Source organism: Streptomyces sp. NPDC058257, from assembly GCF_042881845.1.
In the GTDB taxonomy this organism is placed as follows: domain Bacteria; phylum Actinomycetota; class Actinomycetes; order Streptomycetales; family Streptomycetaceae; genus Streptomyces.
In genome coordinates, this window is record NZ_JBHVXJ010000009.1 from 254683 (window position 1) to 270982 (window position 16300).

Annotated in this window: 15 protein-coding genes and 2 pseudogenes; 12 read left to right on the top strand and 5 right to left on the bottom strand. The window is 67.8% G+C overall.

The genetic code is table 11. From position 1 onward, the window contains the following. Position 1: 1 nt before the first annotated feature. From ACFVXC_RS22970 to ACFVXC_RS23015, 10 genes and pseudogenes are all read left to right on the top strand, one after another. Positions 2 to 607 carry a nucleotide exchange factor GrpE gene (locus ACFVXC_RS22970; RefSeq protein ID WP_389907895.1) on the top strand — a complete coding sequence of 202 codons (606 nt, stop codon included), beginning with the start codon at positions 2 to 4 and terminating at the stop codon, positions 605 to 607. A 6-nt stretch (positions 608 to 613) separates the two neighbouring features. Then, positions 614 to 1567 carry a DnaJ C-terminal domain-containing protein gene (locus ACFVXC_RS22975; protein WP_389907897.1) on the top strand — a complete coding sequence of 318 codons (954 nt, stop codon included), beginning with the start codon at positions 614 to 616 and terminating at the stop codon, positions 1565 to 1567. Continuing rightward, entirely contained in the window at positions 1564 to 1977 is a 414-nt protein-coding gene (locus tag ACFVXC_RS22980; RefSeq protein WP_389907899.1) for a chaperone modulator CbpM, read from the top strand. Before ACFVXC_RS22975 ends, ACFVXC_RS22980 begins: the two co-directional genes overlap by 4 nt. Continuing rightward, the gene (clpB, locus tag ACFVXC_RS22985) at positions 1968 to 4607 is read left to right on the top strand and encodes an ATP-dependent chaperone ClpB (protein WP_389907901.1); all 2640 of its coding nucleotides are present in this window, start codon (positions 1968 to 1970) and stop codon (positions 4605 to 4607) included. Before ACFVXC_RS22980 ends, clpB begins: the two co-directional genes overlap by 10 nt. Continuing rightward, positions 4604 to 5062 carry a thioredoxin gene (gene trxA / locus ACFVXC_RS22990; RefSeq protein WP_389907903.1) on the top strand — a complete coding sequence of 153 codons (459 nt, stop codon included), beginning with the start codon at positions 4604 to 4606 and terminating at the stop codon, positions 5060 to 5062. Before clpB ends, trxA begins: the two co-directional genes overlap by 4 nt. A 33-nt stretch (positions 5063 to 5095) precedes the next feature. Continuing rightward, positions 5096 to 5359, top strand: coding sequence for a UBP-type zinc finger domain-containing protein (locus ACFVXC_RS22995; RefSeq protein WP_364465188.1), 264 nt, complete (start codon positions 5096 to 5098; stop codon positions 5357 to 5359). Next, entirely contained in the window at positions 5359 to 7104 is a 1746-nt protein-coding gene (locus ACFVXC_RS23000) for an FAD-dependent oxidoreductase (protein WP_389907905.1), read from the top strand. Before ACFVXC_RS22995 ends, ACFVXC_RS23000 begins: the two co-directional genes overlap by 1 nt. Continuing rightward, positions 7065 to 7267, top strand: a pseudogene (locus ACFVXC_RS23005) (DNA helicase); the annotation flags it as partial. The gene ACFVXC_RS23000 and the pseudogene ACFVXC_RS23005, both read left to right, overlap by 40 nt. A 100-nt stretch (positions 7268 to 7367) precedes the next feature. After that, positions 7368 to 7788: pseudogene (locus ACFVXC_RS23010) on the top strand (hypothetical protein). A gap of 768 nt (positions 7789 to 8556) precedes the next feature. Further along, complete coding sequence (locus tag ACFVXC_RS23015) at positions 8557 to 9120, top strand: hypothetical protein (RefSeq protein WP_389907907.1); 564 nt, start codon at positions 8557 to 8559, stop codon at positions 9118 to 9120. A 745-nt stretch (positions 9121 to 9865) separates the two neighbouring features. Here the strand turns inward: ACFVXC_RS23015 and ACFVXC_RS23020 are convergent. Then, entirely contained in the window at positions 9866 to 10387 is a 522-nt protein-coding gene (locus ACFVXC_RS23020) for an HAD domain-containing protein (protein ID WP_389907909.1), read from the bottom strand. 419 nt (positions 10388 to 10806) lie between these two features. Between ACFVXC_RS23020 and ACFVXC_RS23025 the strand changes: the two genes are divergently transcribed. Beyond that, entirely contained in the window at positions 10807 to 10953 is a 147-nt protein-coding gene (locus tag ACFVXC_RS23025) for a hypothetical protein (protein ID WP_389907911.1), read from the top strand. Between the two features lie 235 nt (positions 10954 to 11188). On the opposite strand, the gene ACFVXC_RS23030 is transcribed toward ACFVXC_RS23025, so the two are convergent. Both ACFVXC_RS23030 and ACFVXC_RS23035 read right to left on the bottom strand, forming a co-directional pair. Then, positions 11189 to 11434: a hypothetical protein gene (locus tag ACFVXC_RS23030; RefSeq protein ID WP_389906459.1), complete on the bottom strand. Its 246-nt coding sequence runs from the start codon at positions 11432 to 11434 to the stop codon at positions 11189 to 11191. 719 nt (positions 11435 to 12153) lie between these two features. Beyond that, a complete protein-coding gene (locus ACFVXC_RS23035) occupies positions 12154 to 12666 on the bottom strand; it encodes a PadR family transcriptional regulator (RefSeq protein WP_389907913.1) in 513 nt (170 codons plus the stop codon). Between the two features lie 55 nt (positions 12667 to 12721). Here ACFVXC_RS23035 and ACFVXC_RS23040 point away from each other — a divergent pair, with 55 nt between their 5' ends. Further along, entirely contained in the window at positions 12722 to 13405 is a 684-nt protein-coding gene (locus tag ACFVXC_RS23040) for a cysteine hydrolase family protein (RefSeq protein WP_389907915.1), read from the top strand. 7 nt (positions 13406 to 13412) lie between these two features. Here ACFVXC_RS23040 and ACFVXC_RS23045 read toward each other — a convergent pair whose 3' ends face one another. Both ACFVXC_RS23045 and ACFVXC_RS23050 read right to left on the bottom strand, forming a co-directional pair. Next, a complete protein-coding gene (locus tag ACFVXC_RS23045) occupies positions 13413 to 14156 on the bottom strand; it encodes an alpha/beta fold hydrolase (RefSeq protein ID WP_389907917.1) in 744 nt (247 codons plus the stop codon). Positions 14157 to 15075: 919 nt separating this feature from the next. Beyond that, the gene (locus ACFVXC_RS23050; protein ID WP_389907919.1) at positions 15076 to 16293 is read right to left on the bottom strand and encodes a glycoside hydrolase family 1 protein; all 1218 of its coding nucleotides are present in this window, start codon (positions 16291 to 16293) and stop codon (positions 15076 to 15078) included. Positions 16294 to 16300 lie beyond the last annotated feature (7 nt).

The window sequence follows — 16300 nt, forward strand, 5'->3', positions numbered from 1 at the left end:
CATGCCCTGCCACCCCGAAGAACCCGATCGGGCCACGTCGGTTGAACCGGCCCCGGAAGGTGCCGCACGCCCTTCGCGCGAGGACTCGCGTCAACCCGGCCCGCGTCCACGGCCGCAAGCGACGAACGACGAACCGGTACCCGACGCCGTCGGCCCTGCACCCGCGGAGAACGAGCACACGACCGCGATGCTGGAACTGGAGGACCGCTGGCGGCGCGCGCTCGCCGACCTCGACAACCTCCGCAAGCGTCACGCCAGGGAACTGGAGCGGGAGCGGACGGTCGAGCGTTCCCGTACGGCTGCCGCCTTCCTGCCCGTCCTTGACAACCTCGAACTCGCCCTGTCCCACGCCGACGCCGGTTCAGACGCGATCGTGGAGGGCGTCCGGGCAGTCCGCGACCAGGCGGTGAACGTTCTCGAACTGCTCGGCTACCCGCGGCACGCGGAGACCGGCGTCGCCTTCGACCCGGCCCGGCACGAGGTGGTCAGCGTGGTCCATGATCCCGACGTCGAGCCGGGCACCGTCGTGCAGGTGCTGCGCCCGGGCTACGGCGACGGCGAACGGCAGCTCAGGCCCGCCACCGTGACTGTCGCGAAGCGGGAGTGACTTGTCATGGCACGGGACTTCTACGAAGTGCTGGGAGTATCGCGGACCGCGAGCCAGGACGAGATCCAGCAGGCATATCGCAAGCTCGCCCGCAAATACCATCCCGACGTCAACAAGGATCCGGGGGCGGAGGAACGCTTCAAGGACCTCAACGAGGCACACAGCGTCCTGTCGGACCCGAAGACCCGGGCACGCTACGACCGCTTCGGCGAAGACTTCCGCAAGATCCCTGAAGACTTCGACGACCGGGTCGCTGCCGGAGCGGGTGGCGGCTTCCGTACCCAGCGCACCGCAGGCGCGGGCGGCGCCCGAGTCCGGTACACCACCGGCTTCGGCGATGACTTCTCAGCCGAGGACGTCGACATCGAGGATCTGCTCGGCTCGCTCTTCGGTGCAGGCGCCGCCTCCGCAGGCGTACCGGGGGCAGATCAGGAGGCCGAACTGCCACTCACCGTCGAGGAGGCGTACAAGGGCGGCAGCCGCACCGTCACACTCGCCGGGTCCACCGGGCAGCCGCGGCGTTACGAGGTCGACGTCCCGCCGGGCGTCACCGACGGGCAGCGCATCCGGCTGGCGGGCGAGGGCGGGCGGGGCAGTGGTGCTGCACCCGCGGGCGACCTGCACCTGCGGGTGAGGATTCAGTCCCATCCTCAGTTCAGGCTGGACGGCCGCGATGTCCACGTGCAAATCCCGGTCACCCCCTGGGAAGCGGCCCTGGGCGCGACCGTGCCGGTGCCCACCCCCGGCGGCGGCACAGCCAAGGTCACTGTGCCTGCCGGCTCTTCCAGCGGCCGTCGGCTGCGGCTGCGCGGCGAGGGCATGCCCAACCCGCGCGGTGTGAACGGCGACCTGTACGCCGAACTCCGCGTCATGGTGCCACCCACCCTTGGCGACCGGGAGCGTGAACTGTTCGAGGAGCTCGCCGCGACCTCCTCGTTCGACCCCAGGAGGACGCGATGAACGACCGACCCACGGGAGCGGCGGCGGGCATCGGCCGGACCGGTGCAGGTGACCGTCCGGTACGGCCGGCCACCTATGTGGCCACCGCCTCGACGGCTGCCCGGTATGCGCTCGTTCCCGCCTCGAGGCTTTCCCTGGAGGCCGTGGCCCGTCGATCGGGTCTCCATCCTGATCTGGTCCGCCGGTTCGTCGCCCTCGGCCTTGTCGACGCCGAACGCGACGCTGTGGGCCACCTGATGTTCGACCCCGGTGCCCCAGTGGTACTTGCCCGCATCCAGCGGCTGCGCTCCGGACTCTGCCTCAATTACGCATCCATCGGCCTGGTGCTCGACCTGCTCGACCGCATCAGCCTGCTCGAAACCGCCCTGCGTGGCCGCGGCACGAGGAGTGAAACACCCCCATGGACATAAACCGTCTCACCCAGAAATCCCAGGAAGCCCTCCAGGAGGCCCAGACCGCGGCCGCCCGCATGGGCCAGACCGAAGTGGACGGGGAACACCTGCTGCTCGCACTCCTCGATCAGGAGGACGGTCTGATCCCACGGCTGCTGCAACAGGCCGGGACCGAGCCGAAGGAACTGCGCGCGGCCGTGCGCGAGGAACTCTCCCGCCGTCCGAAGGTCACCGGCCCCGGTGCGGCGCCCGGACAGGTCTTCGTCACTCAGCGCCTGGCCGGCCTGCTGGACGCCGCTGAACGGGAGGCCAAACGCCTCAAGGACGAGTACGTGTCCGTGGAGCACCTCCTGATCGCCCTGGCTGAAGAGGGGGCATCAACAGCCGCCGGGCGACTGCTCAACCAGGCAGGGATCACCAGGGACTCGTTCCTGGGCGCGCTCACGAAGGTCCGTGGCAACCAGCGCGTCACCTCCGCCAACCCCGAAGTGGCCTACGAGGCTCTGGAGAAGTACGGCCGCGATCTCGTCGCCGAGGCCAGGGAAGGCAGGCTCGACCCGGTCATCGGCCGGGACGGCGAGATCCGCCGCGTCACCCAGATCCTGAGCCGTAAGTCCAAGAACAACCCGGTCCTCATCGGAGACCCCGGTGTCGGCAAGACTGCCATCGTCGAGGGCCTCGCCCAGCGCATCGTCCGCGGCGACGTCCCCGAAGGGCTTCGCGACAAGATCGTGTTCGCCCTCGACATGGGCTCCCTGGTCGCGGGCGCCAAGTACCGAGGCGAGTTCGAGGAACGGCTCAAGGCCGTACTCAGCGAGGTCAAGGCTGCGCAGGGCGGCATCCTGCTCTTCGTCGACGAACTGCACACCGTGGTCGGTGCGGGCGCTGCCGAAGGGGCCATGGACGCGGGGAACATGCTCAAGCCGATGCTCGCTCGGGGCGAACTGCACATGATCGGCGCCACCACCCTCGACGAGTACCGCCAGCACATCGAAAAGGATGCCGCGCTCGAACGACGTTTCCAGCAGGTCATGGTCGACGAGCCCAGCCTCGAGGACACCATCTCCATCCTGCGTGGACTGCGTGAGCGCCTGGAGGTCTTCCACGGTGTCAAGATCCAGGACACCGCGCTGGTCTCCGCCGCCACCCTCAGCCACCGCTACATCACCGATCGGTTCCTGCCCGACAAGGCCATCGACCTCGTCGACGAGGCATGCGCCCGGCTGCGTACCGAGATCGACTCCATGCCTGCCGAACTCGACGAGATCACCCGCCGCGTCACCCGCCTGGAGATCGAGGAAGCCGCCCTCTCCAAGGAGACCGACCCCGCCAGCAAGACCCGTCTGGAGGAACTGCGCAAGGAACTGGCCGACCTGCGCGGTGAGGCCGACGCCAAACACGCCCAGTGGGAGGCCGAACGGCAGGCGATCCGGCGCGTGCAGGAACTGCGCCAGGAACTGGAGCAGGTCCGCCACGAGGCGGAGGAGGCCGAACGCGCCTACGACCTCAACCGCGCCGCCGAACTCCGATACGGCCGTCTCCAGGACCTGGAGCGCCGACTCGCCGCGGAGGAGGAGCAACTGGCCACCAGGCAGGGACAGAACCGGTTGCTGCGCGAGGTGGTCACCGAAGAGGAGATCGCAGAGATCGTCGCCGCCTGGACCGGCATCCCGGTCGCCCGCCTCCAGGAGGGGGAACGCGACAAGCTGCTGCGCCTCGACGAGATCCTTCGCGAGCGTGTCGTCGGCCAGGACGAGGCCGTCAAGCTCGTCGCCGACGCCATCATCCGTGCCCGCTCCGGCATCCGCGACCCTCGCCGGCCCATCGGCTCCTTCATCTTCCTCGGCCCCACCGGCGTGGGAAAGACCGAGCTGACCAAGACCCTCGCCCGGGCGCTGTTCGACTCCGAGGAGAACATGGTGCGCCTCGACATGAGTGAGTACCAGGAGCGGCACACCGTCAGCAGGCTCATGGGCGCACCGCCCGGATACGTCGGCTACGAGGAAGGCGGCCAGCTCACCGAAGCCGTACGCCGCAAGCCGTACTCGGTTGTGCTGTTCGACGAGATCGAGAAGGCACACAGCGACGTCTTCAACACCCTGCTGCAGATCCTCGATGACGGCCGCATCACCGACGCTCAGGGCCGCACCGTCGACTTCCGCAACACCGTGATCATCATGACGTCCAACATCGGCTCCGAGCACCTCCTCGACGGCGCCACTGCCGAGGGTGAGATCAAGCCTGACGCCCGTGCCCTGGTGATGGGCGAGCTGCGGGGGCACTTCCGTCCGGAGTTCCTCAACCGCGTCGATGACATCGTGCTGTTCAAGCCGCTGGGTGAGCGGCAGATCGAACGAATCGTGGAGCTGCAGTTCGACGAACTGCGGCAGCGGCTCGCGGAACGTCGCATCAACGTGCAACTCACCGATGCGGCAAGGGAGTTGATTTCCCACCAGGGGTATGACCCGGTGTACGGGGCCCGGCCGCTGCGGCGATACATCTCCCACGAGGTCGAGACACTGGTCGGGCGTGCCCTTCTGCGAGGCGACGTCCAGGACGGCGCGACGGTCCGCGTCGACGCCGAGCACGGAGAGCTGGTGGTCACCTACGACCAGCAGGAAGAGGCCCGGGAAGCGAGGGCAGCGTGAACACCACCCGTACGACGACGATGACCTGCCCGCACTGCGGGCGCGACAACCGGATTCCTGTTGCCGCCAAGGGGCGTCCTAAATGCGGCCACTGCAAGCAACCGCTGCCCTGGATGGTCGACGCCGGCGACGACGACTTCACCGAAGTCGCCGACAACGCCGTCCAGCCTGTCGTCGTCGACCTCTGGGCCACCTGGTGCGGCCCCTGCCGCATGGTGAGCCCCGCCCTCGAACAGGTGGCCCGCGACCTCGCCGGACGGATCAAGCTCGTCAAAGTCGACATAGACAAGAACCCAGGATTGAGCCGGCGGTTCGAGGTCCAGGCAGTGCCCACGCTGCTCGTTCAGGACCAAGGCGTAACGCTCGCCCGACAGGCCGGCGCGGCACCTGCGCACGTCCTGCGTGAGTGGGTCGAACAGGCCCTGGAAGGCCGGCAGAACACTGCGGGACGGTAATTGCGGAGCGCAGAGAGGCGGAAGGAGAACGTCATGGCCACGATTCCGGATCCGCACCTGGCAATGGTGCGGCCAGTGACGCCGCGTACCCCGCAGGGCTGCGAGGAGTGCCTCAGGGAGCATTCTCCATGGGTGCACCTGCGGCTCTGCCTCACCTGCGGGCACGTCGGCTGCTGTGACTCCTCACCCCTCAAGCACGCCCGACGACACGCGGGCAGCGCCGATCACCCCGTCGTGCAGTCCTTCCAACCGGGAGAGGACTGGCGATGGTGCTACGTCCACGAGGCTTTGGTCTGATGCGTGCTGACCAGCACAAGAATGGTGCGGTCCGTGAGACGCCGGACCGACACGGGGCATTCCCGCGCCTGACACCGGAGCAGCTTCAGGACCTGACCGCGTACGGTGAGCGCCGCAGGACCGCGGAAGGCGAGGTGCTGTACCGCGAGGGCGAGCCGCTCCAGGAATTTCTCGCGATCCTCAGCGGGACCGTCGAGATCGTTCAGGACCACGGCGGGCCGGAAGAGCGCACGGTGGCGGCCCACGGACCCGGCAGGTTCCTGGGTGAACTGGGGATGCTGGAGGGGCAGGCGGCGTTCGACACCGCCGTGGTGCGCGAGGCAGGCGAGATCGTGGCTGTGCCGGTGGAGCGCCAACGCACCCTGGTCGGCCGCGACCCCGTACTCGGCGACCTGATCCTCCGCGCTTATCTGGGCCGCCGATACCTGCTCATCGGCCTCGGTGCGGGCTTTCGCATCCTGGGATCGTGCTATTCGCGGGACACGCTGCGGCTGCGTGAGTTCGCTGCCCGCAACCGGTTGCCCCACCGCTGGCTGGATCTGGAAAGGGACGAGGAGGCTGAGTCGCTGCTGCGTCGGTTCTCCATCCGCCCCGAGGAAACTCCGGTGGTCCTCTGGAAGGGCGAGCGGGTGCTGCGCAATCCGAGTAACGCCGAACTTGCCAGGCTCATAGGGCTGCCCGCCCCCACGTCGAAGGCCGGGCAGTGCGACGTGATGGTGGTCGGCGCGGGCCCTGCGGGACTCGCCGCCGCCGTGTACGGAGCCTCTGACGGCCTCACCACGATCTTCGTCGACGCTGTGGCCACTGGAGGCCAGGCAGGCACCTCGTCTCGCATCGAGAACTACCTCGGCTTCCCGTCGGGCATCTCCGGGGGCGAGCTCATCGAACGCGCGGTGCTCCAGGCCCACAAGTTCGGTGCCCGCCTGATGGTGCCGGCCCAGGTCAACGGGCTCGTCCCGCAGGACGACGAGTACGTAATCGCCTTCACCGACGGGTCCCAGATCCGGGCCGGTGCCGTGGTGCTCGCCTCAGGTGTCTGGTATCGCAGGCTCGAGGTGCCTGGCATCGACCGGCTGGAAGGCATCAGCGTCTACTACGCGGCGACCGTGCACGAGGCCAGTCTCTGCCAGGCGGACCCGGTCGCCGTAGTCGGCGGGGGTAACTCCGCCGGCCAGGCGGCGCTGTTCCTGGCCCGTCACGCGTCCAGAGTTCACCTGCTCGTCCGGGGCGGCGACCTCAACGCGGACATGTCGCGTTACCTGGTGGACCAGGTGGAACGGCACCCGAAGATCGAGGTACTGCTCCACACCGAGGTCCGGGGCGTTTCCGGTCAGGAGAAGCTGGAATCGCTGAGCGTCGAGCACAACGCACATGGTGGGCGCCGCACGCTGCGGGCCGCCGCGCTGTTCGTGTTCATCGGGGCCCGCCCGTGCACGGAATGGCTGAGGGGCGTGCTCGCCCTGGACGAGAAGGGTTTCGTCCTCACAGGGGCGGACGCCCAGGCTGCTGCCGACACGACCCGGTGGGGCCCGCTCGGCCGTGGCCCATTGCTGCTGGAGACCAGCCTCCCCGGGGTCTTCGCAGCCGGCGACGTCAGGAGCGGCTCGGTCAAACGAGTTGCCTCGGCCACCGGTGAAGGTGCCATGGCGATCCGCCTCGTGCACCAGCACCGGGAAAAGGCCGGCAACCTGGTCCGCACGGCAGGGCTGTCGCCCAACTCGCCCCCGAAGGAACGGCCGAGGTGACCGTCTCCACCGCCCACAAGGCCAAAGGGCGCGAATGGCCACGCGTGAGGATCGCCGACGACTTCCCCCAACCAAGGACAGCTACGAGCGCGACGATCCCGGCCAGCCCGTGCCCGGACCGGCCGATGACGCCGAAGTGTGCCTCGCCTATGTCGCCGTTTCGTTCGGATCACCGGCCCTTGGCATGTGAGGGCGCTCGTCGAGTGCGCCGCCTCCGGCGGCCTTTGTAGTCTTACGGTGCTGTCATCGGGGGGAAGTTGACCGTGGAGAACATCCTGTCCGTGGCCATCGGGGCCGCAATCGGCCTCATAGGGGTCCTGTTCGGTTCGTGGTTCACCGCGCGCGCGTCGACAGGACCGCATGTGGCTCCGCGAACAGAAGCTCAAAGCCGGGATCGCCTTTAACACGGCCATAGTTCAGCTACTGGACTACCTCAAGGAAACACAGCTGAGTGACGACGGTCCCGGAGCCAACGAGCTGGCGAACCAGATGCAGGAAGCACGCTCAGCCCGCTACCTGCTCTGTTCCAGCGACACCGTCGATCTCGCCGACGCTCTCGCGCGTCGGGTCTGGAGCACCCGTCCCACCGACGGCAGGGACGGCCGCCGGGCCGAGTTCCGAGAGACATTGGACCTCCTGCGGCGCTTCACCCACCAGCCCCGGCAGGAGATCGCCGGATCGTAGTCCCCATTGGATCACCGGGCCGACCAGAGGACGATGCCTGCGACGTGCAGTCCGGCCATCCCACAAGCGCCGGGCTTGCTTCTTCTCTCGCGGAAGCCGTCGACCGCCCGGTCTGTCCCTCGGGCATCTTTGAGGCCGGGCTGAGTCACGCCCCCGGTTGCCTGGGGGAGTGCTCCAGCGGCCGGGGAGCGGCCACCAGAGGGGCACGCGGCCGCCGCCCGTTCACGTCCCTTTGCGCGATCGGCCCGGGACGGCGAAGTATGGGGCTGCAGGGCGGACATCGCGTTCTTGCGGTGGGAAGCTGGAAGATGCCCGGGCGCCGCCGTAGATGGGACGGCGACCGGAAACCGCGCGGGACCACAGCTCCTCCTGGCCCTCGCGCGAGGTGCCCTCCTGGCGTGGGGCGAGGCTGCGGGAGTTGCCCCGTCGGCCGATCACGCGTGGAGAGCGGCGGCTGGAGCCGTGTAGTCGGCGATGCGGCTCCAGTCGGCCTCGGTGGTCACGGCTCGGGGGCTGGGAGCCTGCGGCGCGGGCCACTCTCATACTCGCAGTCATTGGGCCCTGTGAGGCGTCTGTGGGCCGCCGACAACCCGTGGACTGCGGAGGGTGGCCTCAGAGTCTGCTTCTGCGTCCCGAAACCGCGGATCAGTCCGGAAACCTGATGTCACTCGTTTGGTGCGAAGATCCGGAAGCAGCGCCGGAACAGAGACATTTTGTCTCAGGATGGCCCGGAAAGAACTCGTCTTTCGTTACAGAAAGGCTGACTTCATGGCCAATCGACTGAGATTCCAGCGTTCCGCGTCGCTCCTGGGCGCGGTCCTCCTGGCGGGTGCGGGACTGGCGTCTGGGAGCGGGGTCGCACACTCCGCGGGCTCCGCCCGGGCCGCGGAGGCAAGGGAACCCGCGTACGAGGCGCGCACAGTCTGCAGCGGGTGGGTCGAGCGCTACGGCGCTAGCGGCTATACCTACTCCAAGATGCGGCTCTGCATCAACGTCGTAAAGAACAGCATTATGGGTCAGTTGTACGCGGACAACAACGAAGTCCAATACTGGTGGTCCGGCGGCTGGTGGAACCCCTCCAACAAGTGGCCGGCCAAAGTGACGATCACCGGCACTCTGACCAAGAGCGACGGCCGATCCAAAGGGTTCGAGGGGGAGGCCGGCCAGGGCACCCCCGACAAGAAGATCGACCTGACGCCCATGAACTGGCGCTGCGGCACGTACAAGATCGACTATGTCTTCAAGCAGGTCGGCCCGTACTGGGACACGAATCCGATCCACCGAAAGGCAGTCGCCAACATCATGGTCCCCTGCGGCCCTGGGTGGGGCTAGCCCTCAGATAGGTGGCCTTACCGGTGAGGGCGCTCGTGCCGCCCTCACCGGCCCTCCTCTAAAGGAGAGCGATCGGTCCGCATTTCTCTTCTTGGGCGTCTTATAAGCGAGCTCCGCGCCGCAGGAGCTCCTTCGCCCTCTGTGGGCGGGGGAGCGGTATGAGGACCACCACCTCTACGACCACAAGATTCCGATCATCGCGACCGGGCTGGGCAGCCTGCGTGAACACGGCCTGGCCGGACCGGCTTTCCGCCGCACCCACGTGCAGCCCCTCCTGGAAGCCATCGGCAACCCCCGCCGCGAAGCACACGACATCCGCCAGCGGGCCAAGTACGAGGCCCGTGACCGCGAGCACCAGGAACAACTGCGCCGCGCGACGGAACAACAGCAGGCCGAGTGGGAAGCGCGCCGCACCCTCTGGGCCAACTGCGGCACGAAGTTCACCGACCAACGATGGAAGGCGATCGAGACCGCCGGGGTGGGGTGCCCCACGGGAGACTCACCGGCGCCTGAGCGACGCCTGCAAGCAGCAGGTTCTCACTGCCGAACACCAGGCTGGCTTTATTCACGAGTAGTTGCTCTGGTCCAATTTGTGTGGTGCCGACCGGGCGCGCTGCCGAGTGCTTCTGGCGAAGGCGTCTGACCTGCGAGTTCCGTCTCGACGGTCCGCCGCCCTCACAAGTGGCGGACCGTCCCGCAGCGCCACCAGGTCGTTCCCGCGACCTCTTCATGTTCTCCAGCTGTGTCAGACCGGCTGTCGCAGCCACGACTCGAGAGCCGCATAGTCGCTGTCAGCCAGGCCACGGCGGGGATCGACACGATGGAGCAGGCCTTGCCCCTGATGATGGGCAGCGACCCAGGCCCGATCGGTATTCGTGATCTCGTCGTCGACCCAGGCGAACGGGCGCCCCGCAGCCCATTCGACAAGGGCACGGGTCTTCCAGTGCAGTCCGTTCCGTTCGTCCTGGTCATCGGTATCGGACGGCTCCGGCCAGACCACCACCGCCAGCTGCGGCAGACCGATGCGGGGCGCGATGCACTCGTTCGCGTCCAACATCCATGTCGTCGCCCAGACCACCTCGCACGGGAGCGCCGCCAGCCGGGGCCCGTGCTCGGGATTAATCCTTTTCAGGAGCGGATTCGCGTCCGCATCGGGCAGTTCAGGACCCGCCGCATAAGTCGGATGCGGCTGGGGCACCGCGCCGAACGGTATGAGTGGCCCGTCGACATCGAGAAACAGCAGGGCACGCTGCAGGGAAGCAGTCACGGGAGCACGATAGCGGCGGATCCCACCAGTGCCCGCCTTGATGACCGAGCCCGACACCCGACCGTGGCCCCGCTTGCTGCTACTTCTCGTGAACACACACGGGTCCCAAGGTCCGCAACTGCTGCCCGTAGCAGCAGACAAACACTGCTGCTGGAAGTGAACCAAGCCACCAGGCCACCAGGCCACCAAGTCGGCCAGGCGGTGCCGGAGTTCCAGGAGCAGGATCAGGTTGTGCCCGAGCCGCGGGCCGGGGGCGGTTGGCTCTCGCGATTCCGCACCGGTTCTGGGTAACCACGGGCGATTACCCACTTTGGGTAATCGCCCGCCACGTGGCCTTGACCTGTGGTGATAGCTCCTACCACTTTCGACTGCCCTGAGCGAGTGCCCATCGGCGCCGCCGATCGGGTACAAGTACCGCTATGGCGCGTGAGCGGCTCCGGTGGTCGGCCGTGGTGGACCGGGCGAGGCAGATCATTGTGGGATACGCCCCCCTCAAGGTCACGCTTCGACAGGTCATGTACCGGCTGGACTCCGAGGGCGTCCTGCCGCACACGCCGCTGATGTAGCGCCGCCTGTCCTCGCAACTGGCCAAGGCCCGGCCGTGCCGTGGCCATCGCCCACCGTGCGACCATCGCCACCGCTGGCACCGAGCAACACGAAGGCGGCCTCTCCGGCCCCCGCGCAGGGGGTGGAGGAGCCGCCTTCGTCCGTCACGCCGACGCAGCGTCCGGTTCTCCGACGTGCCGCAGCCAAGGAGACCGGGGCCTCGGTGGAGAGAGCCGGAGGCGATCCGCCTCGGACTCAGGGCCGGTAGAAGACCAGCATGGTGCCCGGGTTCTGGGGGTCGCGTTCGCAGTGGACGATCGTGACGTGGTGGCCCGCTCCCTGGTCCACCCCCCGTTGGGTCTCCTGCGTGAAGCAGTCCGTCGCGGGGTCGCCCGGCGTGAACATCGAGGGGAGTTCGGCGGCCTGCGCGGCTCCGATGCTGAGGCCGGAGAAGGCCAGAACGCTGGCGGCGGCGACTGCTGCGCGCTTGAACTTGCGCATGTTTTCTCTCCTTACGTGCGTACGTGCGTACGTGCGTACGTGCAGTGGTGCGTGTGCGCCTGTGCGGCGCACGGGCCCGCTACTCGCGGAGCGCGGCTGGCTCGGGCCGCCCCCGCGGTCGGCCGGAGTCGTGTCCGGCCGTGGCAAAGCGTCGCGTTGCGCTTCGCGTTTCTCTCGGACACTGAGCAGTCGATCACACGAACGGGTGCAACTCCAAGGGCTCACGGTCCCTGTTACAGGGCTACGACAGACCAGCCGGAGTCGATTCCCCGCGTGCCGGGCCTGGCTGCGTAGGTGAGACCGGAGAGCGTTTATCAGTGGTTTCGAAGAGCGGTTGATGGCAGGGCGCTCTGAAAATGTCGCTGAGAATTGCGCTCTGGTACAGATCTTGGTGAGCGGTCGCGGGGAGCGATGGCAGTGTTGCCAGGCCAGTCAGCGTCACCGACCGGCTCACCGACCGGCTCACCGACCGCGGCGAGCTGAGGCGCGTCCCGACTCGTCCCAGATTGCTGCCTGGCGTCTGCCGTCTCTTCGTTCTTGACCGCTGCGTGGAACAAGCCGCAGCCGCCGCACGAGCGGTCGTCACCGCCGACGGATCCCGGTCCATCCGCGCCGATACGCTCTCGATCTCACGGACATGTACTCGTTCTGTCCCCCGCACACTCTCGCGGAAGAAAGAGCGCCCAGGGTTGAGCCCCGTGCGGTTCTCCCCGTCAGCGTCATGCCAGTTGCTCCCGCAGCCAGGACCGTTCTGCATGGCTGGTGGCGCGGGCGACGAGGAGCATGCCGCGGCGGTAGGGGTCGTCGGTGTCCTCGGCACGGAGCGGGCGGTTGCCGTCATGGAAGAAGCTCGCGGGCTGCTCCAGGAACTCCAGCCTCCGGCGTAGCACCGCGTGCTGGTCGGCGGTGTCGGGGAGCTGGGAGAGGAAGGCCAGGATGGTGAAGTACCGGGCGCCGTCGGTGATGTCCGGCTCGTCGGGCTCCCGGAGGCGGCGCAGCAGTTCGGTGCGGCCGGCGGGGGTCAGGCTCAGGGTGTGCCGCTGGGCGGCCGAGGCGCCGGGCTCGGTGCGCCGGTCCAGTAGTCCGGCCCTGACCAGGCGGTTGATCGCCGGGTAGAGGCTGCCGTCGCTGACCGGCCGGGCGTGGCCGGACAAGTGCGCGATGAGGCGGCGCAGTTGGTATCCGTGCAGCGGGCCGTCGGCCAGGAATCCCAGGATCGCGAGTTCCAGCATGCTGCTACTCTCGCACATCGAAACGAGGTATCTCGAATCGAGGTAAGGGGTAGAGGTGGCGTATTCCGAGGGATGGGTGACCGAGCGAGCGCGTGACGGCTACCAACACGGCCGGGCGTCGTTCGGCGTACGGCCCGAACGCTCCGCGCTGCTGGTCATCGACATGCAGGACGAATTCACCCGTCCCGGCTGGAGCCCCTACTGGGTACCGGCGGCAACCCGGATGGCGCCCCGGCTGCGCCAACTGGTCGAGACGTGCCGGGCCGCCTCTGTCCCGGTCATCTGGACCATCTTCGACGACACGCATCTCGGACTGGACCGGCCGCACGCCCTGCAATACCTCCCGCACTCCGACACCGGCTGGTGCCGGCCGGGCCCCGCGAAGGTGTGGGGCCCGATGGGCTACCGCGCCGACGAGGCCCTGATCCGCAAGCCCTCCTACGGCGCGTTCTACGACACCCCGCTCGACACGATGCTGCGCAACCTCGGCCGCGACACGGTCATCGTCACGGGAACCCTCACCAACTACTGCTGCGGCACCACGGCCCGGCAGGCATACGAACGCGGCTACAAAGTCGTCGTCGGATCCGACGTCACCGCCACCGACGACGAGTCCCGCCAGGAACCCGAACTCGCCGTCCTACGCAAAGGCTTCGCACTGGTGCTGTCCGCTGAGGAGATCACGCATCAGTTGATCGGACACGCCTCCGGCACTAGGAACCGGGCGAACGTAACCTGATGCGGCACTAGCTGAAGAACTGATGGACGCGGGAGACGAACCATTCAGGTTGTGCCAGGTGTGGATAGTGCGTGCGGGTCGGCGTCTGCTCGGCCACGGCCCCCGGGATGCGGTCGGTGAGCCAGCCGGCGTAGTGCTCACCGGGGTCGGTTCCGTGCAAGGACAGGTACGGCACGTCGGGCGGGAGACTCGTAGTGCGTTGAGACCACGCTGCCAGCGTGTCGGCGTCCCAATCGAGCAACGGGGTCCAAAACCCGCTGAACACCTCCTGGTCCAGGACGCGGCGGCGCTCGATGTCGGCCACCAGCGCAGGATCCAGCTCGCCGTACAGCGAGGCGAAAACCGTACGAGTGAAGTCCGCAAAACCCTCTCCCCGCACGGCGGCGGCTATCTCCGCGGGCAGGGGGCCAACCTGCAGCGACTGGTCGACATTGACCACACCACGGGTCGGGTAACAGGCCGCGTAGGCGGTCGCGATCACTCCGCCGAGGGAGTGGCCGACGATGAACGGAGGCTGGTCCTCACCCAGCGACTCGATCAGTCGGTGGATGTCCTCCACCGACTCGTCGATCCCGTACGGTCCGGTCCGGGGCGAGTCACCGTGGCCACGCAGGTCGACGCTCAGCACGCGGAAGTGCTGCTGCAGGTGAACGAGGTTCCAGAAGCTCCGGTTTTCGGTGATGCCGTGGACGGCCACGAGCAGTGGTCCCGTGCCGTCGAGCTCGTGGGCCAGATGATTGTTGGGTACCATGATCACTCTCGGTAACGATGTGAGTTGGGGCGGATCGCTGCCAGTCCAGAAGCAGCCTATCTCCGGCCTCGAACGACCACTCGAACTGGGTCGCTCACCTGGAGGTTCGCCGGACGTGGGGCGGCCTTCGTCTGATCATGTGCTCCGGCCAAGGTGCACGTGACCACGACGAAGGCCGTGATGGCGAGCCTGCTGCCTGGTGTTGTGCGGAGGGAATTGTTCGCAGAAGCGTCACGCTTCCCTACGTGGTTCTGCGGGACATGGTGAGCCCTTTGTTCGGTTCATCTACCCAGGGAAGTCGGGTGTGTCTTTCACGCTTCTGCCGTTTGTGGCCACCCCGGATTGGCCACCCGACGCCCCACGGCGACTCGGCTGCCAATTTCGAACTCCTCGCCGACGTCATGGACCTCGAAGCTGTGGGACAGCGAGCAGACCGCGGCGTATCTTGCCGGCGCTCCCGTTCCGGAGCTGTTGCAGGCGGGGTCCTTGTTCCTTCGTGCTGTTCGAGTACCGACCGTGATGCCTGAATGCTGCATGGCGGCGGTCGACGCCCTGCAGCAGAGCGGCGGGCGGTCCGGGGTGCTCGTGGGTGGTGGTGGTCGCGTGGACGCAGGGGGTGTGTCTGGTACGCGTCGGGCTGTAGAGCCTTCGGCTAGCAAGGTGGTGCCCGACGTCCTCGTGTCGGCACCTCCTGAGGGCCTTCGTGAGTGATCTCGTACCAGAGCGGTTGGAAACTGTACGGCGAGGTCGCCCAACTGCCGCTGTCGAGAGCCGGATCAGAGACGTGGTGATGACTCGCCGGCAGGACGGGACTGGCGCCCCCACCACTCGCCGAGTGTGACACCAGCTATTGCGTACGCGCTGGGTCTCCCATCCCCCAAGGGGATCTGGACACCATGGTCGACCGCTTCCGGGAGCCTCAGGTCGTCTGCTTCGACCGGGGAGCGAGAGGCAGGGTCCGGGTGCGTCCCGTGGCGCCGAGCCATGCGGCGGAGGCCTTGGGGGTACGGGCGAAGGTCTCGCGGTCGACGGCGATCAGGCCGAAGGTGGGTGTGTAGCGGCCCCACTCGTAGTTGTCGAGCGCGCTCCAGTGGAAGTAGCCGCGGACGTCGACACCGTCGTCCATGGCGTCGGCGAGGGAGTCGAGGGCGTCGGCGGTGTAGTGGATGCGGCGGGTGTCGTCGGCGGTGGCGATGCCGTTCTCGGTGACGATCAGCGGGACGCCGGGGGCGACGGCGGCACTGTGGCGCAGCGCCTCTCCCAGGGCGCGGGGGTAGTACTCCCAGCCCATGAGGGTGTGTTCGACTTCCGGCGGTGCGGGCAGCGGGCCGTCGTGGCCGACGCGGGTGCGGGTGTACGACTGCACGCCGAGCCAGTCGTCGCCGCGGGCCGCTTCGAGGAAGACGTCCTCGCGCGGGTATCGGACCGCCGCCGCGACGTCCTCCGCCCCCGGCAGCGGCTGGTACACCTGGTTCGCGATGGACCAGCCGCAACGCACGTGCGGGGCAATGGACTTGACCGTCTCCACTGCCCGGCCGTGCGCACGTAGGAGAGCTTCGGTGGTGGCGCCGTCCGGCACTGTCGGCCCGAACGTGGGTATTTGGCTTCCGGCGAGATGGGCCTTTTGGAGCGTGGCCATGGAGGTGAGCATGTTGGGCTCGTTGATGGTGCAGGCATAGGTCACGTCGGTGGCGTAGACGGGCGCGGCTGCCGTCAGGTAGCGGGCGAACAGTTCGTCCGAACCGGCGGAGGCCCATCCGCCGCGCTCCATGAACCACCGGGGAGCGGTGAAGTGGTGCAGCGTCACCAGGGGCCGCAGGCCACGCTCGTGCGCACCCTCGACCATGCGCCGGTAGTGGGCGATCGCGGCCTGGGAGAACTCGCCGGGAGCGGGCTCGATGCGCGCCCACTCGATGCTGAACCGGTAGTCGGTGAAGCCCAGTTCGGCCAGCAGGTCCATGTCTTCGGGCCAGCGGTGGTAGCTGTCGCAGGCATCGCCGCTGGGCTCCTTGATATACGGGTTCTCCGTGTGCTCGAAGAGCCACCAGTCGCTGTTGGTGTTGTTGCCCTCGATCTGGTGCGCGGCGGTGGAGGCGCCCCAGAGGAAGCCGTCGGGCAGGTGGCGTGCGGGTGTCATCAGCTGT